At 62.5% G+C, this 24,659-nt stretch carries 19 protein-coding genes and 4 pseudogenes; 9 read left to right on the top strand and 14 right to left on the bottom strand.

Annotated elements, in window-relative coordinates; translation table 11 throughout:
- Window positions 1-2: 2 nt before the first annotated feature.
- From JWS13_RS02355 to JWS13_RS45310, 12 genes and pseudogenes are all read right to left on the bottom strand, one after another.
- Window positions 3-1,328, bottom strand: coding sequence for a hypothetical protein (locus JWS13_RS02355; protein WP_206004303.1), 1,326 nt, complete (start codon window positions 1,326-1,328; stop codon window positions 3-5).
- A gap of 84 nt (window positions 1,329-1,412) precedes the next feature.
- A complete protein-coding gene (gene istB / locus JWS13_RS02350; protein WP_005242901.1) occupies window positions 1,413-2,177 on the bottom strand; it encodes an IS21-like element helper ATPase IstB in 765 nt (254 codons plus the stop codon).
- Between the two features lie 66 nt (window positions 2,178-2,243).
- A pseudogene (locus JWS13_RS02345) lies at window positions 2,244-3,346 on the bottom strand (IS21/IS408/IS1162 family transposase); the annotation flags it as partial.
- Between the two features lie 92 nt (window positions 3,347-3,438).
- Window positions 3,439-4,434, bottom strand: a complete 996-nt coding sequence (locus JWS13_RS02340) for a tyrosine-type recombinase/integrase (RefSeq protein WP_206004301.1) — start codon at window positions 4,432-4,434, stop codon at window positions 3,439-3,441.
- Entirely contained in the window at window positions 4,431-5,381 is a 951-nt protein-coding gene (locus tag JWS13_RS02335; RefSeq protein ID WP_005242909.1) for a tyrosine-type recombinase/integrase, read from the bottom strand. The genes JWS13_RS02340 and JWS13_RS02335 overlap by 4 nt, the downstream gene beginning before the upstream one ends.
- On the bottom strand, window positions 5,378-6,559 hold the full coding sequence (locus JWS13_RS02330; RefSeq protein WP_005242907.1) for a tyrosine-type recombinase/integrase: 1,182 nt from the start codon (window positions 6,557-6,559) through the stop codon (window positions 5,378-5,380). Before JWS13_RS02330 ends, JWS13_RS02335 begins: the two co-directional genes overlap by 4 nt.
- Window positions 6,560-6,681: 122 nt before the next feature.
- Window positions 6,682-7,176 (bottom strand): annotated as a pseudogene (locus JWS13_RS02325) (IS21 family transposase); the annotation flags it as partial.
- Between the two features lie 176 nt (window positions 7,177-7,352).
- Window positions 7,353-8,744 (bottom strand): DEAD/DEAH box helicase, encoded by a 1,392-nt coding sequence (locus JWS13_RS02320; protein ID WP_206004299.1) that lies wholly within the window; start codon window positions 8,742-8,744, stop codon window positions 7,353-7,355.
- Between the two features lie 275 nt (window positions 8,745-9,019).
- On the bottom strand, window positions 9,020-9,610 hold the full coding sequence (locus JWS13_RS02315) for a DUF2510 domain-containing protein (protein WP_241032068.1): 591 nt from the start codon (window positions 9,608-9,610) through the stop codon (window positions 9,020-9,022).
- Window positions 9,611-9,706: 96 nt separating this feature from the next.
- Window positions 9,707-9,811: pseudogene (locus JWS13_RS45315) on the bottom strand (DUF2510 domain-containing protein); the annotation flags it as partial.
- A gap of 138 nt (window positions 9,812-9,949) precedes the next feature.
- Window positions 9,950-10,300, bottom strand: coding sequence for a DUF2510 domain-containing protein (locus tag JWS13_RS02310; protein WP_241032056.1), 351 nt, complete (start codon window positions 10,298-10,300; stop codon window positions 9,950-9,952).
- 69 nt (window positions 10,301-10,369) lie between these two features.
- Window positions 10,370-10,468, bottom strand: a pseudogene (locus JWS13_RS45310) (DUF2510 domain-containing protein); the annotation flags it as partial.
- Between the two features lie 283 nt (window positions 10,469-10,751).
- Here JWS13_RS45310 and JWS13_RS02305 point away from each other — a divergent pair.
- A complete protein-coding gene (locus tag JWS13_RS02305) occupies window positions 10,752-11,210 on the top strand; it encodes a hypothetical protein (RefSeq protein ID WP_241032022.1) in 459 nt (152 codons plus the stop codon).
- A 238-nt stretch (window positions 11,211-11,448) separates the two neighbouring features.
- Here the strand turns inward: JWS13_RS02305 and JWS13_RS02300 are convergent, their stop codons facing one another.
- Window positions 11,449-12,015: a hypothetical protein gene (locus JWS13_RS02300; RefSeq protein ID WP_241032021.1), complete on the bottom strand. Its 567-nt coding sequence runs from the start codon at window positions 12,013-12,015 to the stop codon at window positions 11,449-11,451.
- A gap of 549 nt (window positions 12,016-12,564) precedes the next feature.
- Between JWS13_RS02300 and JWS13_RS02295 the strand changes: the two genes are divergently transcribed.
- From JWS13_RS02295 to JWS13_RS02260, 8 genes are all read left to right on the top strand, one after another.
- Window positions 12,565-13,233, top strand: coding sequence for a hypothetical protein (locus JWS13_RS02295; protein WP_206004294.1), 669 nt, complete (start codon window positions 12,565-12,567; stop codon window positions 13,231-13,233).
- An 864-nt stretch (window positions 13,234-14,097) separates the two neighbouring features.
- A complete protein-coding gene (locus tag JWS13_RS02290; RefSeq protein WP_005574273.1) occupies window positions 14,098-15,066 on the top strand; it encodes a ParA family protein in 969 nt (322 codons plus the stop codon).
- A 1,207-nt stretch (window positions 15,067-16,273) separates the two neighbouring features.
- Window positions 16,274-16,531, top strand: a complete 258-nt coding sequence (locus tag JWS13_RS02285) for a hypothetical protein (protein ID WP_011599879.1) — start codon at window positions 16,274-16,276, stop codon at window positions 16,529-16,531.
- Window positions 16,532-16,722: 191 nt separating this feature from the next.
- Complete coding sequence (locus JWS13_RS02280; RefSeq protein WP_206004292.1) at window positions 16,723-22,101, top strand: telomere-binding protein; 5,379 nt, start codon at window positions 16,723-16,725, stop codon at window positions 22,099-22,101.
- On the top strand, window positions 22,101-22,832 hold the full coding sequence (locus tag JWS13_RS02275; protein ID WP_206004290.1) for a terminal protein: 732 nt from the start codon (window positions 22,101-22,103) through the stop codon (window positions 22,830-22,832). The genes JWS13_RS02280 and JWS13_RS02275 overlap by 1 nt, the downstream gene beginning before the upstream one ends.
- 149 nt (window positions 22,833-22,981) lie before the next feature.
- Window positions 22,982-23,467, top strand: coding sequence for a hypothetical protein (locus JWS13_RS02270; RefSeq protein ID WP_235214911.1), 486 nt, complete (start codon window positions 22,982-22,984; stop codon window positions 23,465-23,467).
- Window positions 23,464-23,625, top strand: coding sequence for a hypothetical protein (locus JWS13_RS02265; protein ID WP_155756151.1), 162 nt, complete (start codon window positions 23,464-23,466; stop codon window positions 23,623-23,625). Before JWS13_RS02270 ends, JWS13_RS02265 begins: the two co-directional genes overlap by 4 nt.
- Window positions 23,595-24,191, top strand: coding sequence for a hypothetical protein (locus JWS13_RS02260; protein WP_206004287.1), 597 nt, complete (start codon window positions 23,595-23,597; stop codon window positions 24,189-24,191). Before JWS13_RS02265 ends, JWS13_RS02260 begins: the two co-directional genes overlap by 31 nt.
- Before the next feature lie 86 nt (window positions 24,192-24,277).
- On the opposite strand, the gene JWS13_RS02255 is transcribed toward JWS13_RS02260, so the two are convergent.
- On the bottom strand, window positions 24,278-24,659 hold a 382-nt coding region (locus JWS13_RS02255), incomplete at its 5' end, for a hypothetical protein (protein WP_206004285.1).

Here is a 24,659-nt window from a genome sequence, read left to right as displayed (position 1 = left end):
TCTCAGGTAGTTCCTCTGATTGGTTCTCGCGTCAGTCTCTCCTTGATCTGCGTCGGTAGGACCCGGTGCTCCCAGAACACCTTCGCGGCGGCCTCCCGCAGTGTCTCGCCTTCCACCCCGGGAGCGACCCCCCGCAGTTCCTTCCACGCACGGACAACGTCATGGGCGAGGCTGAGTACCAATTCCGAGCTCACCAAATACAGATGTGGCCGGGCGATATTGACAGCATCCGGATCTACCACTCGGCGAGGCGAAACGATTAGAGAAACGCTGCCCGGTGGTGCCCCGTCTTCACCGCGGTCCGCGATAACCGAATCCATTTGAGTGTCGGCTTTCCGCACATACTCCATGCTGAGCAAACCCTCTTCGTCGGATTCGCTCTTTGCCTCCACCGTCATCCAGGCTGATTCCCAGATCCACACGGCGTCTGCACGACCCTGGCCCGCCGGTTTGAAGGATTCGGACGCACCAAGGAAGACGCCGAGCTCCACCAACGCCTGCTCGTATGGTGGTGCCTTCTTTTGAGAGAGATCCGCAAGCATTGTGGAGGATCGCTTGCTGAACTTGGTGGGCGAGGCAAGCGAACCACTGGTCAACTTGCTCATGATGTTTTCGATACCTTCGGCGTCCACCGGGTCGTCATCGATCGGCGCCGATGGGAGGGGCTGAACTTCTTTGAGCCAGGTCGTTCCCTCTGCCTCCTTGTGGGCCGTTCGAAGGAGCTGAGAGGCTCTGTCAACGGAGGCGGCGTCGTCCCCGTTCTCTGCGGCAGCAAGAGCTGACCACGCGCTACCCAAGTAGGCCCAGAAGGCCCTGTACGGGCGCATCTTGACGGGTGGAAGGTTGTCCAAGACGTCGACAGCAGCCCGAGCAGCGGCCTCCCATTCCTGCTTCCATACAAGTGTCCATGCCCGTACCTCGCGGCGTGCGCTGGCAGCTAACACTTCGATGTTCTCTGCGGGTTTTCTGGTTGCATCCTTCCGTCGCTGGGCAAGATCGGGCTCTGCATCCGTTTGCCAAATGTCATCCTGCTCCAGTGCGCTCTCAGCTAGAAGGACCAGGTCGTCGGCGGGTACTTCGCTGACTTCGATTCCGAAGGCAATTTCCGCTTGTAGTTCCACGGGCAGGGATTCCACGACTTCTCGCCGCGACAGAAAATTGAGAAGATCTTGACCTTGGACGACTACGACGGCCCAGTCATTCGGTCCGCGGGTACACCGGCCAGCTCCTTGGAGTACGCGCGTTCGAATGCGCTCATGGAGAACCTCACCGGCTCGAAGCTTGCTTTCAAGAAATCGGTCTTGAAGATGCGAGGTGTCGACCGTCACGTAATTCCCCAGGGGTGTCCGTCACGTAATTCCCCATGCTCGGGCGTGCTGAGTCGAGGGTAACCCGAGCGGGCGGGGTGCGGGTCAGGTTGCGCCGGCGGTGCGGTGTCCGGGTCGTTTGCGGGGTCGGTAGGACGGTCCGTCCATCAGGGTTTGATGGCTGGTGTTGATGAGCCGGTCGAGGAGCGACTCGGCGACGACCGGGTTCGGGAACAGCGGGTACCAGTCCTTCGGGGCGCGGTTGCTCGTCAGAATCAGCGGTTTGCCGGCGATGGCGCGATCGGAAACCAGATCGTAGAGGTCATCGGACTGGGTGGTGGTGTGCTCACGCATCGCAAAATCATCGATAATCAACACCAGCGGCCGGGTGTATTCGCGCATCCGCTGACCGATGGTGCGGTCGGCATGGCCGCCGGCGAGGTCGGCGAGCATGCGGGAGCACTTGACGAACCGCACGTCCCCGCCGCGGCGGGCGACGTGATGCCCAAGCGCTTGTGCCACATGGGTTTTGCCTACTCCAACGGGACCGTAGAGGATCACCGACTCGCCGGCATCGAGCCAGCGCAGGGCGGCCAGGTCCCGCAGCATCGCCGCCGGAAGTTTCGGATTCGCGGTGAAATCGAAGTCCTCGAACGTGGCCGGTTGCTCGAACCGCGCTCGTCGCAGCCGACGGGCCAGCGCCGCGGTTTCCCGGCGGGCGATCTCATCCTCGCACAGCACTTGCAGGAACTCGAGGTGTCCGAGCTGCCCGTCCCGGGTCTGAGCGAGCCGGGCGTCGAGCGTGTCGAGCATCCCGGTCAACTTCAACGTCTTCAGCGCAGCCCGCAGGCTGGGGTCGTGAATGGTCATGACGATTCCTAGTGGTCTGATGAAAGTAATTGGTGTGCAGCATGCGTCGGTGCAGCGTTCAACACTTCAGGCGGTGCGTTCGGTGTCGAAGGCGTCGGGTCCGCGCAGGAACGCCGGCGCCGGCGTAGGGGCCGGTGCGGGCTGTCCGTCGTGTTCGGTGCCGGCGGCGAGGATGCCCTTGACGGTGCGGTAGCTGGGGTCACCGACCTCGAGGGCGCGGGCGCAGGCCGCGTCCAGGCGGGCGTCGTCGTAGCGGTCCCGCAGCCGGACGATGCCCTGGATCGCCCGCAGCCGGTGCAGCGCGTTGACCTGCGACAACTCGGCAACGACCGCGACGGCGCCGGGACCGATCTGCTCGGCCTGCGCCCGACACCAGACCACGGTCTGCAGCGTGTAGGCGATCTTGTGCGGCGGGTAGTGCTCGGGGTTCGTCGACCGCCCCGACAGGTGCAGCACATGCGTGGCGGCACCTGCTCGGTGTGGAAGATCTGCACCACGTCGCCGCAGGTGCGGACCAGCACCTGCTGGCCGATCAGCCGCCAGGGCACCGAATACAGGGCCTTGCCGGCCTTGACGTGACAGTCCGGGGCGACCTTCCCGACCTGATAGAGGACCAGCTCGAACGGTTTCGGAGGAAGTGCTGTGAGAGTGCGCCTTTCGATGGCGTCGAACACCGCCGCGGGTTGCGCACCGTCGAGACCACGGTGATTGTGGAGCCCGTAGACGTCGGTGCACCAGGCCAGGGCGGCGTCCTGCATCTGCGCCAGTGAGGTGAACTCGCGGCCCTTGAAGTACGAGTCGCGGATATAGGGCATCGGGCGCTCGATCCTGGGTTTATCCTTGGGTTTTCCGGCGCGGGCGGGGTCGATCAACACCCGGTAGTAGGCGGCGAGTTCGGCGTAGGCGCGGTTGATCTTCGGGTCATACAGGTCAGGCCGGTCGACCCCGGTTTTGAGGTTGTCGCACACGATCCGGGCTGGCGTGCCGCCGAAGAACTCGAACGCCGCCACGTGCGAGGCGCACCACGAAGACTGATCCATCCGCAGCACCGGCTGCACGAACAGCATCCGTGAGCAGGACAGGATAATCGCGAACGCCCACACCGCCACCCGCCGGTCGGTGGCCGGGTTGCGCCACATGCCGAGCTTGCCGTAGTCGACCTGGGCCTCCTATGAGGAGCCCGAGAATATGCGGCGTCCGCCCGGTCGCGTCGACGCGGGCCTGGTCGGCGGGGATCTGATATTGGTTTGAGTCCGCATATTCAGAGGCTTTCGAGGAAGGCGAGGAGCGCATCGGGTGGGTGGTAGCGCCCTGTTGGCGTGCCTGGCGGGGCGGTCCGGGCGAGCGCCTTCTCTTTGAGGTCGAGGTCGGCGTGCATATAGACGCTGTAGGTGGTGCGGATGTCTTCGTGTCCGAGCCAGAGGGCGATAGTGGCGGCATCGACGCCGTGCCGTCGGAGGGTCATGGCGCAGCTGTGTCGCAGGGTGTGGGGGCTGACTGTCTTTCCTGTCAGCGATGGGCAGGAGGACGCTGCAGCGGCCGCGACGTGACGGTCGACGAGGCGCCGGATTGCGTCGCGGCTGAGCGGTCTGCCGGAGGGGCCTGGGAACAGTGGATCGTCGGGCGCCCCGGCTCGCTCGATTAGCCAGGCTTGCAGTAGCAGTCGGGTCTGCCGGCGCAGTGGCGTGATCCGCTCCTTGCGGCCTTTGCCGAGGCAGCGCACGTGTGCGCCTGCGCCGAGATGGACGGCGCCGCAGGTCAGGGCGGTGAGTTCGCTGACCCGCAGCCCGGTTTCGAGGGCGAGCAGCAACAGTGCGTGATCACGTCGCCCGATCCTGGTCAAGCGGTCCGGCGCCGCGAGTAGCGCTTGCATCTCGGCGTCGGTGAGGTAGGTGATCAGGGCCCGGTTGGTGCGCTTGGGCGGGATCGCAAGCACGCGTTGGATCACCGCGGCGGATTCGGGGTGGCGGTAGGCGGCGAAACGGAACAGCGACCGAACGGCGGTGAGTCTGGCATTGCGGGTGCGGACGCTGGCGCCGCGTTCGGTCTGCAGGTGGCTCAGGAACGCGCCGATCAGCGGTGCGTCGAGGTCGTCGATGTCCAACTGGTGTGGTGCTTTGCCGGTGCGGCGCTGCGCGAACCGCAACAGGAGGCAGATCGCGTCGCGATAGGAGGCCACGGTATGCGGGCTGGCATCGCGCTGACCGATCAAGTGTTCGGTGAAGAACGCCTGCAGCAGTGGGGCGAGCGTGCTCATGGCTGCACCTCGATCGCGTCGAGCCGGTCGGCGATGAGTTCGAGCAACTCGGGGACCGCCGTCATGTACCAGTAGGTGGATTTCGGTGCGACGTGGCCCAGGTAGGTGGACAGCAGCGGCAGCCGTTGCTCGACGTCCAGGCCTTGCCGGTACCAGCGGATCAAGGTGTTCACGGCGAAGCTGTGTCGCAGGTCGTGCAACCGGGGAGGGCGATGATGGCCAGAACCGGCCAGCCCTGACTCGCGCACCAGGCGCGGGAACACGGTGCTGACGTTGTCGCGCAGCAGCCTTGTTCCTGTTGTGGAGGTGAAAAAGCTTGTGCTGCTTGGTGGGTGGTGATGCTGTCTTCCGTCGTGGCGGTATCGTCGTGCGTCGCGGCGGTGGGCGTAGCCGGCGAGCGCCTCGACGGTGCTCGGGTGCACGGGGATTTGGCGGGACTTGCCGTACTTGCTGTTGCGGATGGTCAGCAGCCCCTGCTGGAGGTCCACATCGTCGCGATCGAGGCGGACCGCCTCCCCCTCTCTGATGCCGGTGACGGCGACGAGCCCGATCAAGGTCTGATAGGTGTCCGCGCGATGCACGGTGGGCAGGCGACCTGCCGCCGTGAGGAGCTCGGCGATGTCGTCGTCGGTGTAGATGTAGGGCACGATCCGGTGACTGGGCGCGGGGATCAGACCAGCAGGGGGAATCTCGGTGGCCGGATCAAACGCGCTGAGGTAGCGGGCGAAGGCTCGGACGGTGCTCAGCCTGACCGCCCACCACGTGCGCTTCGCACTCGATGGTTGCTTGGCCCAGTCCACGGCATGGTTGATCGTCAGGTGCTCGGCGCCGACGGTGTCCAGGTAGGCCACGAACTGTGCGAGCATCTGGCCTTGGTAGACGAGTTTGTAGCCCATGGCGCGGCGGGTGGCCAGGTAGTCCGCCGCCGCGCTGCGATAGTCGGTCATCGGGCACCACCCGGCCAGGGTGTGGCGAGGTCGCGCAGAGCCAGATGATCGACCTTGGCGTAGATCGCCGTGGTCGCGATGGTGTGGTGGCGCAACACTTCCGCCACCTCGGGAAGCGAGGCGCCCGCCTGCAGCAGCTGCGTCCCGGCCGTGTGGCGAAGGCGGTGGGAGCCGAAGCTGCCCAGCCCGGCACGTTCGCTCGCGGCCCGCGCTACCTCGCTCACCCCGTCCGGGGTCAGCCCACGGAGCGGGGCGCACGCGCGGAGGAACACTTCTCGCTCGGGCCGGCGTGGGCGCCCCCGGCGCAGGTATGCGGCGATGGCCGCTCCCACGTCCGGCGGCAGCGGCAGGCGTTCCTCGGTGCGGCCCTTGCCGCGCACGACGATCTCGCCGGTCCGCCAGTCGATGTCGTCCAGGCGAAGCGCGGACACCTCGGCGGCGCGTAGCCCGAGCCGCACGAGCAGCAGCAAGATCGCGTAGTCGCGCCGCCCGAGCGGGCGCCGCCGGTCGCAGCTGGACAGCAACGCCGCGACCTGCGTCGAGGTCAGGCCGCGGGGCAGCGTGGCGCCGCTCCACCGCGCCACCGATGGGACCGCGCCAACCAGCGACACGCTGATCAACCCCTCGACCAGGGCGAAGCCAAGGAACGACCGCAGCCCGGTAGCGAGGCGTTCGGCTCCTCGGGTGCTGACCTGCCGGCACTGCGAGGTCATGAATTCGCTCACGTCGGCAGCGCTCAGCTCGTGCAGTTCGCGGACCGGGTGGGCTGCCAGGAACAGCGTCACGACCGGCACGTAGTTGGCTGCCGTGTCCGGCACCAGACCGCGCTCCACCGTGAGGTAGTCCCGGTAACGCTCGATCAACACCTGCTGCTCAGACCGCACCGGCAGAGCAGCCGGCGCGGTAGCCACGCCGATGTCGCTCAGGTAGTCAACGAGCCAGGACAACGATCTCGCTGTGGGCCGCCGCGAGCGGTTCTTCGCTCGACGCGCGGCAGCGAATTGCTCGATCAACTCCTGACTCAGGTCGCTCGCGGTCAGGCCGCGCCGGTGCAGGAACTTGCTCAACCCGCCGGCCAGCTGCAGATGCCGCTCAACCAATCGGGGCGTGTAACCCAGCCTCGTCAACCACTCCGCCATCCCCGGCGCCCACGGCGCCAGCGGACCTGTCATAGCCATCGTTAACTCCTCTCGAAACTTCCTGAGAGGCGAAGCCTGCCCGCCGCAGCGCGCCGTGACTATGCGGATCGATCCGCTCAATGCTGACGCCTGACCAGGCCCGCGTCGACGCGACCGGGCGGACGCCGCATATTGTCGGGCTCCTCATAGGAAACTTTATGTGGAACTCCACATAAGGCCTCGTCGCCAGGCGGGACCGCGCCACGGGCCACAGTCACCTTCGACTCCGCCACCTTCTCGGCGAATTGTGCTGCCACATACCGTCGTACGGTCGATTCCGACACCGCGACGCCGTGGTCGTCGCGCAGGCGTTGCGCAATCGTCGCTACCGTCACCGACGCCGTCAGCTGCCCGTCGATCCAGTCGTGGTGCGCGGCGATCGCCGGCCATGTCACCGCCCGCGCCGCCGGGTCGCCGACCTCCGGGAACCATCCGGTGATCAGCTCCCACCAGAGCGGCTCGTCGAACGTCCCTCCCTCGCCCGGTGTCAACCCCGCCGCCACGGCGGGAGCCAGGTATTTCCGGATGGTTTTTCGGTCGATATCCAAGGCCTCCGCGATCTGCACCTGGGACCGGCCGGCATGCCAATGCCGGAACAACTCCATCAGATCGATCATCGTCCACGTTCTCCTCGCCACCGTCAGGCCCCTTCCCGGGCCCCGTTGTCGGTGACCCAGTCAGGAGCGAACCTGCAGCAGCACCCGAACCCCCGGCCGACACGCCCCAGGGGTGGGGAATTACGTGACGGCGGGGTGGGGAATTATGTGACGGACAAACCCCTCAATCTGGGGAATTACATGACCGCTGACAGCGAGGCGATCGGAAGGCCTGCCATCAGCATCAATCGACACGTCTCCGCGGAGAGATCCATCCCGTCGTAGCGGTTCGGTGCCAGAAGCGTTCCACTCTCGGCCTTGAGGAACGGGGCGAGTCCAGAGTCGGTCTTGGCGGTGAAGCGTTCTGCCTGCGGTACTTGGAGACGATTAGCGATTTCGTCGGCACTCTTGTCGTCGGGAGTGAGGATCAGCCTCTTCTTCGCGAGATTGAGCAACGCTGCAGTAACGCCCTCTAGCGTGACGGAATCGTCAGAGATGGCCGACTGCTCGGAGTTGGCGGGCTCTGTGGCGGCGGGCGCCGGTGAAACAACCATTCCCTTCGGGTCAGTCGGCGCCTCTGCAAGTTCCGGGAAGACGAAGAACCTGCGGCCACTGCCGGTCCGATCCCATGCCGGAGGGACAGGCACGCGGTCGATTGGGACACGTCCGAACGCCCGCTCGAGCTCGCCGGCATCACCGAGGCTGGCTGACAGATAGACGCGCTGCGTCGGACCGGTAAAGGCATCATGCGCGAACGTCGGCGGGATCAGGGGACGGATGTAGACACCACTGCGAGCCACGTAGAACAGACATGACGCAAGGTTCGGCTGCAACATACCGAATGCGTACTTTCTGTTGTCGCTGATCGTCCTCAAGACGTCGTCAATGCTTTCGAGGTTGCTGGCGATGGCTCCTATGGGCAGGAGGCGTACCTCCGCGCTATCCGCTGCGGTATCGGCGGCCATCCTGTTGAGGAAGCTGGAATCAACGACTGGACGAAATGCGTCGAGCAATGCTGTGTACTGCGGATCGTCACGTTTAACGCTCACCGACCACGCTTCAGCAACATAGCCCTCTGCTGCATGCGCATCGTCGAACAAAAGCGTCTGAGCATCTCCTAGATGTGAGTTGCTGTTGAAGATTGAGCTGTAGGTAGTGATTGCGATCGCGGCACCACTGGTGTAACGAGCTACGTCGCTCCGCGGCCAATTCCAATGAGAACCAATTAGCAGAACAGGCTGGATGCCTTGTTGCTTTGCCTTTTCCAGCACCTGTCTTGCCAGTTGCTTTGTCGGGCACGCGTAGACCACTCTTTCGCGCAACGCACGGCGTCGCCACTCAGCGATGAGCAATCCGACCAACGTCTTGCCAGATCCCGTTGGGAGCTCAAGTGCAACGTCGGGGGATTTCTGGTGCTTCTTGGAGTAGGTCCGGAGTTGGTCTGCTTGGTGGGACCAAAGTGCGCCAACACCATGCGGTGTGCGTGGCAGATCACCGAATAGGCTCTCCGGATCAGCTGAGGCGGCCGCCGGCTCTTGTCTCTTTTTGAACCGAGGTCTAGGCCGGCTCACAGGATCGGGTGACGTCATGGATGTAGTTTCCCCCGGCGGGACGAGAATTAGGTACGGAGTGGCCCACAACGAGTTTCATCGATGGTCGGATATGTATCGTCTCCCAAGCGGCAGGTCACACCCGACCGAGAGTTCATTCCACAGGTACGGGTTGGGAACCAGCTGGATGGCAACCCTGGCTAGTGCCCATAGTTCTCTGGTGGAACTCCTGGCACTGACCCACTTTTTAACGCCCCCACCCAGCGGGGCGGGGGCGTTCCTGTCGCAGGCGGGCGGGAGGACTCCTGTCGCGTCTAACCGGTGACGTTGATGATGTTGATCTTAAATTCCGGAACGGTGTTGCTGCCACCGATCTTGGTGTCATAGGTGTACGAACCCGACACCTCGACGTGCATGGTCACAAAGTCGTCCTCGACGATGTTCGCGATAATGCTCGGGTCTTGAGTAGTGATCAGGGTGGTTTGGTCGTAGTTGTACGACGCGCCCATGGGCTCCGCGGCGGTCCGCGCAAGGAACTGCTTGTTGCCGGTCGCGGCGTCGGCCTGCATCACGACGCCGTACACGGTGATCTTCCGGCCAACAAAGCTGTCGGGGTTCTTGGCGAGGAGTGCGAAATCGCGCTCGCCGAGAGTTTCATAGGTGTTCGGGTCAAGCCGTGCCGCCTCTGCCTGACGTCTCTTCTCCGCCTCTGCCGCGGCCGCGGCCGCGGCTGCGGCCGTACGGGATGACGAGGCGGCCTGCGATGCAGACACCTCGGCAGCGGACTTAGTGGTTGTCTCCGCGGCAGCCGGCGTCTTCGTGGTGGTCACCTCGGCCGCGCTGGCCGTGTCGTCCTCCGAGTCGCCGCCGAAAATGCCGAACGCAACGAAGGCGAGGACGATCACGCCAAGCACGCCTGCGGCAATCTTGTTGCCGCGCTTACGCGCCGCGGGGTCGACAGTTGGAGTCGTCGGCCCACCGCCGGGGCCTGGGCGGTTTGGAATTGCCTTCGTAGCAGATGTCCACTGCTTGCCATCCCACCAGCGAAGCTGAGGTCGACCCTCCGGGTCGGGATGCCAGCCTGCTGAGGGTGTCGGTGTCGTCACGTCCGCATCAAACCAGACGAACCGGACGTACGGTATAGGTCGTTTGAATGTATCGGCAGGTACCGCAAAGCGGCTTCAAATGCCGGTACACGTCGTACGCCCCATTCCGAGGGTTTCCGCCCCATGTCGACGGTGATCTCAGCTACCACGTGGCGGCATGGTGTTCGCTGGTTGGGTGTGCAACGTCCATTGTGTGCCGTCGTGCCACCGGACAAGGCTCGCGTCTTGCTGGTCCGGGTACCAACCAGCAGTGAGACCCGGCGCCGGCGCGACGACAACGTGCACGGGGGTAGGACGTCTGTCGCCGAGTCTGACGAGAGCGCGGACCACGAGAACTGCGAGTGCGGCGATGCCGAGCACGAAGACCCAGAAGATGACCTGAATTCCCGAGAGGTCAACGCCGACTCCGGATGCCAAGAGGATGATGGCTGCAATGCTGCCGAGGAACCATAGAATCCCGCGCATGCGTCTGCCTTGTGCATCGGTCATGGTGTGCCGTCTGGGTCCGCCGATGCTGGGCGCCGCTTCCGGACTCGCAATCTGGTGGGCCGGCGGGATGGTACGAGTTTGCTCCGTCCACTCGGTGCCGCTGTACCAGCGGGCGAGGCGTGGGTTCGCCGGATCCGGATACCAGCCTGGCGAAGTTGGAGTCGTCACCCGCGCATCACATCAGACGAAATGGTTGTGCGGTATCCATTGCGCGAATGTATTCGCCGGTGCGAAGAACTCGTTTGAGCTGCGCTCGGTTTATCATCGAGCCGCCAACGGACTTCTCAGTGTGCACAGGGCGCAGCTGAGGCGCGGGAGCCCAGCAATATTTGGTGCGGCTCCCGGGCGATGCACTTCTTACGCGAAGCAGTCCAGGACCGCACTTACCCTGCACGCCATGGCTCCCCCTTCACCGTTTGAATACCATGGTCGCGATCTGTTCGTCGTACACGTGACGACGTCAGTCGGTGACGGTATTCCCCAGGTAAGGGACATCGCTGCCATCGACACGAGCACCGGAAGGTACTGGAACATCACCTCTCCGAGTCACAGCGAGCTCACAGAGGACGCAACTGCGGTACTCGGTCTCCGGACTCTCGCGAGGAGCATGGAGGGGCACATCGCCGGCGGATTCCACCCCGACGAGCATGCGCTACTGTTCGCCGAGGTCAACCTCTCCCCCACCTGGTATCAGAGCGCTGATATCAGGCAATTGACAGCTGGCGCTCTAGGGATACCACCGACTCACACACCCACTGCCGAACAGACGTGCAACCTCTGGGGCGTTTCGGTCAGGAACGCCCGCCACAGCGCCGCTCAGATGGCAAAGGCGGCCGCCGCTTGCTTCGACGCGCTCGAACATTTCGCAGCTGGGGGTCGGAGTGCCAGTGTCGACCCGATGACGAACTGAGAGCCAGATGCTACGCGATCTCCAGATCCCACCGCGAATCCTCGGAATCTTCCGGCGCCTTCGCGGCCGTCATATTGCAGGGTTGTGGGTTCTTGCGGCCCTTCTAGTCAGTGCGATCGATGGTGTCGCCGCACCCGGGACGACCGTCCACTCACTTCTGGCCGTCCCCGTCGCTGTTGCGCCGATGATTGTCCTTGCGCTCTGGGTAGTCGCGAACAAGAAGTAGGGCTCGTCGGCGCTACTCTGCCGCCTGTGTGCGTTCGTCGTCCCCGAAGAAGTACCCCGTCAGGGCCGCTGTGATCAGATGCGACCGCGACTTCGCGGCAAGATCGATGACAAGTTGATCGATGACATCGAAGTCCGCTTTGAACAGGCGGTATGTCACTTGCGTCTCGGAATCGTCACGTGACGTTTTGGCGCGAATACCTCGGGGTGCGAATAGCCCTCCCCCGATTCGGCCGCCGGGATACAACAACTCGGGCAGACGGTCGTGCGTCGCCTCGATCGCGACAATGAAGATCTGACCGTTGGTCATTCCTGTCTGCTCGCGAAGTTGCTCGAGTTTCGCGTGGCACTTTGCCGGCACTCGAACGCTGGACGACTTCCCTCCGCTGTCCGGATCCGTCACCACGGGCCCTCGTTCGGGTGGCGCTTCTCGAGACGGCTCGTCAACTCCCGAATCCTCCCCACCCTCAATGAACTGGGATGCGATGTGTTCGACCGATCGAGCAGCCGGTGACCGAAAGGTCGAAGCTAACGGACGGTGTCCCCCGGTGGCTTGAGGTTGACCATGTTCCTGCGTCACGACGATGTACTCCGATGCTGAACAGGGAGCGAGGCGCGCTCGCTCGAACCCAAATGATCTTGATGTGCTTTATACAGCCCGCCCTGGACTACTTCGACCAACAGTGCATACGACCAACAGTGCATGAAGGGCGCGCTTTCAACGTTAAACGTGACGTTGTAAGAAGAACATAGACCAACACTGACATACGCCGAAGAGAGTAGCGCAACTTCGCATGAGCGGTATCGACTAGCGCAGCGCAATCGGCCTCAAACTCATCCCAGACGCGTCCCATAACCGTCCCAGTTTTGTATTTAATTGGTTTTGTTAGAGCTATGGGATGACTGACAGTCACGTCGGCTTGTACTAATAATCGAGTGTGGGACGCTGTTGGTATGCTATTTGGACGCTTCAGGGAGGCACATGTTGCACTAGCTGCGCGTTTTTCTAGATGCTTTGATTTCATGCTCGGTATCTATGTGTTGTGCGCTAGAGCTACGCCTTAGAAACGTTTGGGACGATTGCATAACTATGGATGACACACCTATCGCCCGATGTCATCATGTTCGTATGACGGTGCCAAACGGTGAGGGCCTCGAGCTTGGCCGTCCGTGGATCGAAGATCTGCGCTGGCACCGCGATCAATACAGACAGTCTCGCTTTCAATGGAGTGGCAGTGAGGCGCTCCTCGCGGCTACAGAATTCACGCACGGGCGCCAGGACTTCACCTCACTGATGGATCTGCGCGAGCTGAATCTGGGCCGGCGTGCTGCCACTGAGTACGCCGCAGTCTGCCAACGCGCGTTCGGAGAGGCTGCAAGGCAGGCGCGTCGGTCCATCTGCCCAACTTCCTGGGTCGCTGTCGCCATCGAACTGGACTCGACAGTCGACGACTGTTCGGCCAGCTCTCACTTCGCGACCTGGTCGAGCCCTGCAGATAGAACAAACACCCAGGTGGATCGGGTTCAACGGATTGTCGACGGCCTCTACTTCTCGAACCCTTTGATCCGGGCCTGGGAGCTCAAGCAACTCTGGGACCTGTACACGGCCGCCGAGAACATTCTCGAGGACACCTTGATCGACCTCGTTGTCGAGCTCGACGGACATCGTCGAGCTCAGGACATTGCCGATGCGATCGGCGTCTTCACTGTGGCGGGCCTCAGTCATCGGGTAGACCTCCAACGAAGCCAGCGCGGCGGCGTCGGCGATCCCCGCAGAACACCGCATCAGTACAGGTAGAGCGCAAGTCTGTACCTCTTCACGCATGTGTTCACGCAACGGCTTCCCCATACGTTCACGCGCGTAGACCCATCCCAACGAGGCATTTGCCCTGTGCCGCACTCGACGTTCGATCCGCAGAGTTTTCCGCTCGGGCGCCAGTGTGCTCTCACGCACTGTGCCTAGCACCGAATTACGGCACCCCATCACGCATCTGATTCAGTTCACCCCCTCGTGCTCGAACCAGCAGCGGCGCACGGAACTGCTCACGTATTACAACCAGTGGTGTTGCCCGCATTGACGACAGGGTCAAGTTCACGCGCGCGTACCGGCATCGCCTCCCGTGTCTGATCACTTACTCCAACACGTGTGGTTACCGGCATGCAATCACGTGCAATCCATCGCGGTTAATCACGCCTACGTCCACGTAGGTTGTCCCGCTCAGCATCCTGCATGACACCATGCGTGGCTTCACGCAAATCTTCACGCATGATGTCACGTAGCTATCCATGCCGCATTACACGCGTTAACCACCGCATTATGTCCCGTCGCAGTTGCCGCTTGTCGCCAGGCGAATTCACACGCATGAATACCCGCGTTGCTACCTGCAGCTAGATCCGCGTGTTTTCCCACTGGCCTACACGCCTGTTCTCACGCTTGTTCTCACGCTGTCTGCCATGCCTATAAGCACGTCAGACATCACGCTTTAGTCCACGCTTGACCACCCGCCTTACCTCATACGGTTGACCCCGTCGCATCTCACGCGTTTGCTCACGCAGATCTACCTACGGTTCACCCCGCGTGGCATACAGCAAGTTGTCCAGGAATCCTGCTAGCTTCACTGGGAACCACTCGTCACAACCAAAGTCCAATGGGAGAACTGCCATGTCCATGCATGTCGTCGAGACCTCAACTGCGGAGCAGCAGGAACTGCCGGTGTCGTTCGGATTCTTCAACGGCAAGGGGGGAGTGGGAAAGACAAGCTGTGCCGCCAACTGCGGCGGACTCCTTGCCGCCGCCGGATACCGAGTTCTGATCGGTGACTTCGACCCCCAGGGGAACCTGTGCCGCGATCTGGGCTACGACAAGCGAGACGGATCTGAACTGTTCACCGCGCTCCTGCAAGGGTCCGCGCCTCCGATCGTCCACAATGTCGGGGGCCGCGAGAATCTCGACGTGGTGCCGGGTGGTCCCGCGATGTTCGACCTGGCGGCCGTCATGGTTTCCCGGCAGCAGCGTCAGGGTGGTAAGCGGCTCGGACAGCTCGTTCGCGCCATGCTCCTGCAGGTTGCGCACAACTATGACGTGATCATCTTCGACACTCCGCCCGGTGATTTGACCATCATGGAGGCACTGATGGAGGTCGTCCAGGCTGTGGTCATCCCGGTCAGGGCGGACGACGCAAGCCTCGACGGGTTGGAAACTATTGCCGGCCAGTTCTCGGCGACACGGGATGGTGATCCAGACCGTAATCTGCCAGCTGTCAACCCGCGGCTGCAGTTGGCAGGTATTTGCTTGTTCGGTGTGGGCTCGCGCTCAACCAAGCTCACGGCGAAGATCCGTCAATCCGTCAACGAGATGATCGGGGATGCCGCCCCGATCTTCGAATCCCGGATCCGGACGATGGAATCTACTGCCTATGATGCCCGCCGGGAGGGCTTGTTGGTCCATGAGCTGGAACAGCAGACCGAAGTCGCCAAAGTCGCACGTTTCGCCGCTTTGAAGAAGGGCGCCAAACCGACGGATCAGATACTTTCGCGCAATGCGTCCGGGTTGGCCGAGGACTACGCAGAACTGACACGCGAAATCCTCGTGCGCCTGTCGACCATCAGCGAGGAGGTGGCTTCGGCATGACCGAAACCAGCACTCCTCGCCGCAAGAGCCTTGCCAGTGCTTTCGCTCCGAAAGGTAACCGAGCGGAGGGTTTGGCCGGCCTCCTTCCGACTGCTGGCAGCCCCACCCAGCCGCGGCGCTCTACCCCGGTCACCGAGGTAGAACCAGCCGCGGAGGAGTCGCGGCCTGTCGAGAAGGCGCCTGCAGCGCAGGAGCCGCCACAAGCTCTGGCCGAATCACCCGCGCCTACTTCTACGGTGCCCGTGCCCGTTCGCTCCGAGCCGGTCAGTAAGCCAGAACCAACCCCACCACCCACACCCACACCGACCGAGAAGCAGGCTCCCATTTATGAGCCGGCCCCGGACCCGACCCCGGTCACCGACGATGATGTCGAACCTCCGACGGAAATTGGGAAGGTGACCGTGACGGCTTACCTGGATCGCGCCACGCGTGATGCACTGCAGAGCCGCGCGGCCGAGCGTAGATGTGATCACGCTGATGTCGTTATCGAGGCCTTCGATTCTGTGGGGATCGCGGGCCTTCGTAGCCTGTTCCAGCCGGTGGCCGGGCGATCCGCGGCCGGGATCCCCGTGCATCAGGAGCCATTTGCGGTCAAGGGTCCCGTTGAGACGTGGTTCCGGTTCACGACGGCTCAGCGGGACTGGCTTGATGCTCAGGTGAAGGTGGTCGGGTCGAAGTCCCGGAGCCGGCTTCTTGCTGGTGTCTTGTCGCTACATCTTCGGACGGTGTCTCGCTAGTGACGATGGGGTAGGGCGACGGGGGAGTAGAACCTCGCCGCCTACCTCTCAGTCGATTCCCGACAGCTCATCGGTGGTGCACGCGAAGGCACTTCGGGTGTCTTTGAACCCGCTCCCCACCCCACTCCCCACCCCACTCCCCACCGCCGTGGGGAGTGGGTTTTACCGTTTGATCAGGCATTTCTTCCCACTCCCCCCACTCCCCACCGATTGGCCCCGCAGGTCACACGTAGGGGTAGTTGTTCATCTGAAACCGCGGTCGGGCGAGTTTGGTGAAACAGTCCATGCTCCGCGGCATGATGCGGCGACGAAGATCTTGTTTCCCATCTGTCACACAGCGTTGGGCCGAAGGATCTTCCTCTAACCAGAAGCGGATTTTTGGTGAAGGTGAGGGGATGCACGATGAACGGCGACACACCGACAACACGACCTTCGACGTTTCCGAAGCAGTTTCTGTTTAGGCTCATCGCATGGGACGGCCACACAAGGGAACGCGCAAGTGCATATCAGTTCGTGCACCCCTTCAACAGCACAGCTTCTACGAAGCACGCGCCGAAGAGCTCGGACTTGAGCTGGGCGACTACGCCCTGCTCGTCATGGCCCGTGCGTACAACCTGGATGTCCCCGACTACATCCTTAAGAAGTTGGACCCGGAAAAACTACGGGCCCACGACGAGCGCTACGCGGTCTGCGATTCGTCCGACAATGAACTTTCAATCTCGGCATGACCTGGCCATAAATAGCGAAAGACCCCCACTGCTTGGCGGCCTGCGGGGGTCCTTCGATCCGTTGATTACGAACTGAGTCCTGGAGGGGACCTTGTTCATAAATACGAGTCCTGGAGGGGACCTGTGCCCATACTAACCCGGGCCGCACCGCGCTTGCCAGATCTCCTGGCGCGTGTGTCTGAGGCGGCTTCGTGACTGCTATCACTGCTGGAGCTATTGAGAACGGCCGGATGTCGTCATTCGACCGGGTTCGTGCTGCTGCCGAACGCAATGGCGGGGTGACCGAACGCGGCTCTACCCAACTGATGGCACGGTGCCCAATACATGGCGACCGTCACGCGTCGATGTCAGTGACCTGGGTCGATGGGCATCGGGGAGGAATGGTGCTGCTTCACTGCCACGGCTGTGAAGCTCCCGTCTCGGAGATCGCCGACGGCCTTGGGTTGTCGATGACCGATCTCTTCGACGAACCGCTGTTTGGTCGCGACGCGCTCACACGCGTAGGCCGATCTCCGCACCAACGTGGTGCTGGGCGGCGTAGGCCGAAGGGAGGACGACTGCCCGCCCGAATCGCGTTCCCAGACGTAACACCGGACGCGCAACACCGGTGGGATCGGGTCAAGGTCTACCCGTACGTATCAGCCGACGGTGCCTTGGTGCAGGAGGTGATCCGAGAGGAATGCACGAGCTGTGAAGCTGGCCGGCACAAGCAGTTCCGACAGGTTTTCGTGGATGCCGCAGGGACCCGGCGCAAGCGTAAGCCGGAGGGTTTTGAACCGGTCTTGTATCGACTGCCGGAACTGCTGTCGGCAATCTCGAGCCATTCGCCTGTGTGGTTACTCGAGGGGGAGAAGGATGTCGAGACAGCCGAGTCGCTTGGACTGGTTGCCACGACCAATGCTCAAGGCGGACTGAACTTCCCTCTCTCGTGTGCTGACCTTTTCGAAGGCGCTGAGGTTCGCGTAGTGCTTGATCGCGACTCCGTCGGATGGAAGCGGGGTATCGAACTCGCATCTCTATTGGGTGGCAGTGGTGCCCAGGTCCAGCTCTTGCTGTCCGCACCGGCGGCACCTAAATCTGATTTCACTGACCACGTCGATGGCGGTCAATGGTTGACCGACTCGAGGTGGGGTGGTCTGATCCCTGTTCGGCCTGGGGAGGTCGCTGCCCACGGCTTTGCTGCCGACGTAATCGAGAAGCAAGCACTAATCGAACTTGCGCTGGCAGAGGCGACCGCCAGAGCTGATCGTGCAGATGGGCGGGACGGAGACGAAGAGTTCCGACGCGCACAACGTTGGGCGCTCGAATCGGAGCGACGTTTCGAAGATCTGACTGAACTTCTGGACAAAGTTCGACAGCAGGCCGCGGCTGAAGGCACCGATTGGGCGGGAGAAGCGGTCGAGAATGCCATGACCGCATGGCGTGCTGCGCGTGTTGCAGCGCGAGCGGCACACGATGTCGCGCGAGTTCCCATTCCGCCGATTCTGCAAGATCCCGAGCTTGAGCCCGTACCGGGTGCGGTTCAGGAGTCGCTCAGCCCAGTTGATTCACAGTCGGTCCGGTCTGGCTCGGAAAGCCTCGTTACGCCGCTGAACACGATCCGGGGGCGAAATGTTATCGCTCCGGTGTATCGGATCATTGACGGGAACTTGGTCGAAATCGTCACGACCAAGAGCGGTGATCAACAGGCGAAACTCGTACTGGACCTCGATGCCCGGATCGTTGAGATGGAGTATCTCGAAATTGCCGAGGCGGGTATTGACGTCGACGAGCCGGAGTTGATGGGCCGAGCGGCGATGGCCGGTCAGAGTGAAGTCAACCCCGCCGCACCTCAAGAACTCACCGCAGTGGTTATCGGCTACACCCATCCGGAGAGCCGAGAGTTTCTGCGGATTCGGATCCCGGCGAAGGAGTACCGGGATTGCGGCTGGGTCGATACCTTGCCAGGTCCGCCTGCGTACGACTCTCGCCCCAGCGGTGTGGCGAAGCTGCGAGATGCACTCAAGGGCGCAGGTGGGCGCGAAATCCAACGGGTGGTGCGTTACCGCTCCACCGGGTGGCGCCGCGATGATCAGGGAAAGTGGTTCTTCGTTCATGCTGGGGGAGCCATCGACGAGAACGGCGGACGGGTAGCCCCCGTTCTGCTGACCGGCCCCCTGAAGATGTATGACCTTCCCGCACCGACGCCCGACCCAGTAAGGATCCGAGAAGCATTCCTTCTTCATTCCGGCTCGATGCTCGAACGCACCCCGACGCGGGTTTCGGCCGCTCTACTTGGGCAGGTATTTAGGTCCGCATTGGGTCCGACCCCGTGGGTTCTTACGTTGGTCGGATCGCCTAACAGCTACAAGACATCACTCGCGTCATTGGCGATGCACCACTGGGGAGAGAAATGGGATCGCCGGCGACCGGCGACATCGATGTCGGGCAACGGCGACACATTGAATGCATTGCGTATCAAGCTTAACGCCGCAAAAGACGCTCTGTACTGGGCGGACGATGTCGCACCAACTCGAGATTTCGGGACTGCGCAGAAGGCGCTCGAAGAGTTCGCTCGCATGGTGCACAACGGTGAGCAACGCTCGAGAAGCACACGTGATGGTCTCGGTGTTCTGGACGGAACCCCGCCACGCGCGTCTGCGTTGGTTACCTCCGAGATCATGCCGCGGCCAGGATCTGCAGCTCAGCGGATGCTCGTGGTGCCGTTGCAGGCGCGGGAAATCGAACTGGATGTTTTGAAGGAACTCGATACTGCGCATTCCCGTCATGGCCGTGCCTTGTTGATGGCCACGTACCTGCAGTGGTTATGTCCTCGGTTGGATAGTGTCCGCGCTGAGGCGTTTGCCGAAGGTGAGCGGTATAGCGAGCGTTTGCGCACGAGTGGTGAAAGTGTTCGTCAGGCAGACGCTTTGGGGTCTCTGTGGGCGGGCTGGCATGCGATGTCACGTTTCCTTGTTGATGTCGGAGCGTTAACAGAGAACGAAGTCGCGCAGGTCGGGGACCTGGTCACGATGGGCTTGTCTGATGCCGCTGCTGCGGCGACTGACCCAGATCTGCCCATGCGGACCGGTGCGCGAGTACGGGAGTTGTTGGTACACGCACTGAGAAATGGTCACGCCTACGTGGAAGACGTCGACACGGGGCAAGCTCCAGCGGATTGGTCGATGGCTGCATGTCTTGGATGGCGGCGCAGTGTGGTGGGTGAAACATCCGACGGCACCCCTCGATGGCGTGCGGAAGGTCGAGGCGTTCGGTTGGGATATGTCGTCGCTAACCCGCGGCCGTGCGATGGTCAACCACAAGTCTTGTTGGACCCGATGGCCCTCGAACAGGTGTTGAAGGCCACTGGTCAGACGATGACCGATACCTTGCAGATCGATCGTGGTACCGCCTTGAGGGCTCTCTATGACGAGGGCGTGCTGATCGCGGAGGAACGGAAAGGCCGGATGCCGCGGTACACGGTGCAGCGGATGGTCAAGTGCGAAAACCGCAGGCAGCGCATGGTTGCACTGCGGCTACACAAGTTACTCGGTAGCGATGATCCGGAAGACCAAGTAACCAGCGATGCAGGATCAAGTGACCCGACACCCGGCGGCGATTCCAGCGACTCGTCCACGCCTGATGTACCCAGCGGTCCGGCTCTGTTCGACGGTTGGCTCGCCGATCTGAACAGTCCAGCGCCCGGCGTAGCTTCGGGTGATTCGTCCAACGAAATCATGAGCCTGACCAGCTCTCATTCCGAACAGGAGCCTGAGATGGCTATCGAGACCGATGCCGAGGGGCATTTCGCTGATGGAGTGCAGATTTCACCGGTTTCCACCTGCGCCCTGTGCGGCGGCGAGGACGCCGGATGGCAGATCGACGGCTTGGTGATGCACCTTCCCTGCTGGTGGCAGAGCACCGCCGCCACCCGATCTGCAGCTGCAGCAACCGGCGACACAGTCGGACAGGATTCGCCAATGGTTGTGGACGAGCTGGAGTCGGCTCCCGTCGAAACGACGTCTCCTGACACTGCTGCAGCAACGCCGGCCATCGTCGCGACGGCGGAGACCACGCAGCAGCCGACCACGACAACCCCGGCGCCGAATCCTGCAGCAGGAGAAGCACCGACCACCTTCACCGCACCCGCGGCAGTACTCGACGTCGATGGCGCATGGCTACCCGATGGCACCCGTCACGACCTTGCCGCGCCGATCACCCATGTCGGCGATGTCGCGGAACTCGTAGCGACGTTGAACCTCGGCACGTGGACGTCAGACAAATGGTCGGTGCCTGGGCAGATCTGGATCACCGACGCGATGGCGCAGCACGTGGGAATCGACACCAGCAGTTTGGGCAAGCGCAACCGAAACGACCGGATCAAGGAACTGACCGCACAATCTCCGTTCGTCACAGAGGCTCTCTCCGAGGGCTGGCAGCTCGGCGGCAAGGAGGGGGACCGGCTCGGCACTTGGACCCGCGTGTGGAAGGGCGAGACGCGTGGTGTCTGGGTGGCACTGGTCTCCGGCATGAGCCAAGACCCCAAGGAGATGCCCATTCTTGGTGACTCGCCGGCACCCGCCGTTCTGGCGCGGCGCCTGTCACTGCTTGCAGGTGCTCTGCGTTTCCCCTGGGCTGTGAGCCCGGCATCGACGGGCATCGACCTGATGATCGCCGCTCGGCCGAAGGAGTGGAAGCGCGTATTCGCATCCTCCGATGCCGAGTTCGCCAAGAAGTTCCAGATCTTCGAAGCGGATATCGACTGGTCACGGACCTTGTCTGACGACGAAGCGAAGTGCCGTTACGTCCATGCCTTCGACCGCGGCGGGTCGTACGCGGCAGGAATCGCCGGCCTCGAACTTCCAATCGGCGAACCTGTGCATCATTCGAACGGACTACCGTTCGATCGCAAGCTCCCCGGGTACTGGCTCGTGGAGATCCCCGACTGCGCGGACTGGCGGCTCCCGAATCCACTCAACCCGATGGGCTTGTCAATTTCTGAGCCAAAGTGGGTGACTACACCCACCCTCGAACGCGCCAGCAGTCTCGGGTACGAACCAGAGATTCTGGAGGCCTACGTGTGGCCTGACCACGGACGGGTCCTCGTCCCGTGGTACGAACGGATCCGGGATGCGCGCACCGCCTTGGACGTCAAGGACGATCTCGACGCGCAGTTGGCTCGCGAACAGAACAAAGTCATCTATACGCACACGATCGGCATTCTCAATTCCGATCTGCACTTGGCAGGACGCCCAGGATATTCACCAGAGCGTCACCACCACATCGTCGCCAAGTCGCGGGCCAACATCATGTACCGGATAGCTCAGATCGGCGAAGACACCGGACAATGGCCCGTCGCAGTCACCAAGGACACCGTGCTCTACGTGTCGGATGAATCCGATCCCCAGCGGGCGTGGCCTGGAGGACCGAAGCAATTCGGACGTGGTTTCGGCCAGTACAAGCCGGAAGGATCCGCACTCCTCGCCGAACATCAGCAGTACCTGGACAGCAAGGGCTACCGGGGCAAGTCGGATCTGATCGCACCGGCTGAGTGGATGTCCGCCAACATCAGCGCTGGAAGTGACTCGTGATGGCACGGAAACCCCTCAACCGCACTGCCTATTCGCGGATCGCCGACAGTCTGGCGGACTACGGCTCTGTGGTGGACAACCAGATCAATGTCGCAAGAGCCGCCAAGGAACTTCGTGTTACCCAGACAGCGGTGCGTGAAGTGCTGCGCGCTGAGCGCGGAAAGCAACAATCGGAATTCTTCGGCAAGCTGACCGGACGCCGAGGCGCCGACACTTCCGGTCGACCTGGATCCGCCAACCTCAAGGCTCAGCTGCTTGCCGCTTACGGGCCCGGCAAACGGAGCGAGATCAACACTGCCGCCGCAGCACGCGATCTTGGGGTCTCTCGACGCACCGTGGAACGCTGGCTGGCCCCGGAAGGTCGGCAGCGAATCGCCAAACCACGAGCCGAGACCCTCAAAGCCCTAGCCCACAAGGCCAAACGCGCGCCATCTACGCAGAGCGCACGTCGCGCGGCGATGTCGACTATGCGAAGCAGCAAACAAGGTAAGGCGCTGGCCAAATACGGCGGCAAGATCAGGATCGATGCTGTTCAGGGTCCGGGACCGCGGGAGTATGCCCGCGATCGGCTGATCACCTTGACGCTGACGCCCGACCAGGTCGAGGCGATGTGGAGTGCGTATGAACGCGGTGGCGACAAGGGAATGACCGACTGGATGAACACGCGAGCGCAGGACTACGTCGGTGGGTGGGAGTTCTTTCAAATTAACAGCTTCGACCTGGAACGGTAGTTGTGGTCGTACATCGAGGACCTCGCTGGACGCGCAAACGTCTCGAGGCGATGCTCCGGACCTGTTACGGCGAAACGGCGCGTGGAAGTGTTGACGCGCAGGCGGTCGCGGACGCTATGCATATCTCGTCGCGCACCGTTAGGCGATGGTTGGCCGGCTCCAACCGACAGTTGGCGGCCGTCCCACATCGTCGACTCGAGCAGCTGCGTCTGCCGGCCGCCGAGTCTGAGTTGCGGGGCCGGCAGCAGGCCGACTACGCCCGCGAGGCGATCGCCCAGATCGCTCTCCCGAAGGACAAAGGAGTTTTGCCTGTTTGGCGTGAGCGGGGTTGGCTCGAGCCACACGTCGTGGCGATTCTTGACATCACTGGCAAGCCCTGGAAGCAGGTTGTGATCAGCAACGGTTCGGCCCGCTCGATGAACGAGTGCCGGCGCCGGGGCTCCATTGTCGATGTCACGACGGTGCCGACGCGTTTCCATGGTGTGGTGCTTGCTCAGGAAGTGCTCGATGAGATCGAGCCGTGGAGGTTGCACCCGCTACCGGAGTTGCTTCCTGTTGGTCGTACACATGTGTGGTCGAACGACGCGCCGGCGGTCGATCTGTCGGTGTTAGCTGTGTCGAAGGAGTTGAGATGACAAACGAGAAGGGTATGAACATGGACAACGAAGCCAGCTTCGTCGAGCAACGAGCCAAGGCGCTGCTTTCGGAGTTCGTGCTCGATGATCACGCCGAGAGCTCGCACCGTCGTAAGGTCGATCTTTCGTGGTCATCGTCGGGCCGCTCACTGCCGTGATCGATTCGGTGGGGCCGCGCCCATGGTTGCGCGTGAAAGATCCGCAGCCGTTGCCCGAGGCATCGAAGCCAGCACTCTTGGCGCGTCAGCTGCGTGAGCTGGACGAGAACAGCCTCGGCCGGCTGATACGCGACCACCTTGTGCCGCTCAGTTCGGACCACAGTTACCGCACGCGGTGGAACGGATTCTGGTCATCGCTCGGGTTCGACCCGGTGCTGCGTGACCGCGCGACGGGGATCATCAATGGATTTCTCGATCTCGCTGAGGGAGCGCTCGAAGCCAACGATCAGGATGACAATCAGACTAAGCGCACCGAGAAGTTCTTCGACCGGTGTGAGGGTGCGCTCGACCGGATCCTGAAGCGCGAGGACGAACCGCTCGCCTGGGCGGGTGCGGCAGCAATGACGTTCAATCCGCCGGCTCGGGCAGTGATTGACGAGCTCGTGTCGGCCATCGAGAAGCACCGAAGCGATCTGGACAACGAAGCGCTGTGGGCGACACTCGACAGCGTCCGGAAGCAGTCCTTGGGCGGATCTGGACCGCGGAAACGCCGATCTCAACGCTGAGATAGTCAGTCGGTTACAGCGTCAGTCAGTCGCTAGAGCTAGACACAAACGTCCCCGGCACCGGGTGCCGGGGACGTTTTCACTGTTCAGGGACTGTTTTTGACGGTGCGTGGGGTAGATTCGGTGTTGTCCTGTTGAAGGGCGGACTGACATCTGCCCCTTGTTTTGAGTTGTTCTGGCATGGTGACGATTTCACATAGTGCGGCGAAGGGACCTTGATAGAGGGGACGTCGCGCGGCGATGGTACGAACGAGGCGTTGAAAGCAATGGGGTGGCGGTGGTTTCGTTCGCTCGGGACCTGGGGTATCCGCGGGAGCCGGGATCGGGCGCCGAAGTTGCACTTGATCGAGAGCACTGCGGCGGCGTTGCGCGCTGCTGGGTTCGAGGTACGGATTGAGATCGATGCCACGGCGCGGCCAACTGCCGAGGTCGAGGTCGATCGGATTGAGCGTCAGGCCGGCCGCGTCG

Origin of the sequence: Rhodococcus pseudokoreensis (assembly GCF_017068395.1) — a bacterium.
GTDB lineage: Bacteria > Actinomycetota > Actinomycetes > Mycobacteriales > Mycobacteriaceae > Rhodococcus_F > Rhodococcus_F pseudokoreensis.
This window is presented reverse-complemented; position numbering and strand designations above follow the sequence as displayed.

Excerpts from the sequence above, each read along its gene's own strand:
- JWS13_RS02275 (WP_206004290.1), top strand. The coding sequence starts at position 22,101 with ATGGCACGGAAACCCCTCAACCGCACTGCCTATTCGCGGATCGCCGAC.
- JWS13_RS02330 (WP_005242907.1), bottom strand. The coding sequence starts at position 6,559 with ATGGCTATGACAGGTCCGCTGGCGCCGTGGGCGCCGGGGATGGCGGAG.
- JWS13_RS02290 (WP_005574273.1), top strand. The coding sequence starts at position 14,098 with ATGTCCATGCATGTCGTCGAGACCTCAACTGCGGAGCAGCAGGAACTG.
- JWS13_RS02285 (WP_011599879.1), top strand. The coding sequence starts at position 16,274 with ATGGGACGGCCACACAAGGGAACGCGCAAGTGCATATCAGTTCGTGCA.
- JWS13_RS02320 (WP_206004299.1), bottom strand. The coding sequence starts at position 8,744 with ATGACGTCACCCGATCCTGTGAGCCGGCCTAGACCTCGGTTCAAAAAG.
- istB (WP_005242901.1), bottom strand. The coding sequence starts at position 2,177 with ATGACCATTCACGACCCCAGCCTGCGGGCTGCGCTGAAGACGTTGAAG.
- JWS13_RS02335 (WP_005242909.1), bottom strand. The coding sequence starts at position 5,381 with ATGACCGACTATCGCAGCGCGGCGGCGGACTACCTGGCCACCCGCCGC.
- JWS13_RS02340 (WP_206004301.1), bottom strand. The coding sequence starts at position 4,434 with ATGAGCACGCTCGCCCCACTGCTGCAGGCGTTCTTCACCGAACACTTG.
- JWS13_RS02310 (WP_241032056.1), bottom strand. The coding sequence starts at position 10,300 with ATGACCGATGCACAAGGCAGACGCATGCGCGGGATTCTATGGTTCCTC.
- JWS13_RS02265 (WP_155756151.1), top strand. The coding sequence starts at position 23,464 with ATGACAAACGAGAAGGGTATGAACATGGACAACGAAGCCAGCTTCGTC.
- JWS13_RS02295 (WP_206004294.1), top strand. The coding sequence starts at position 12,565 with ATGACGGTGCCAAACGGTGAGGGCCTCGAGCTTGGCCGTCCGTGGATC.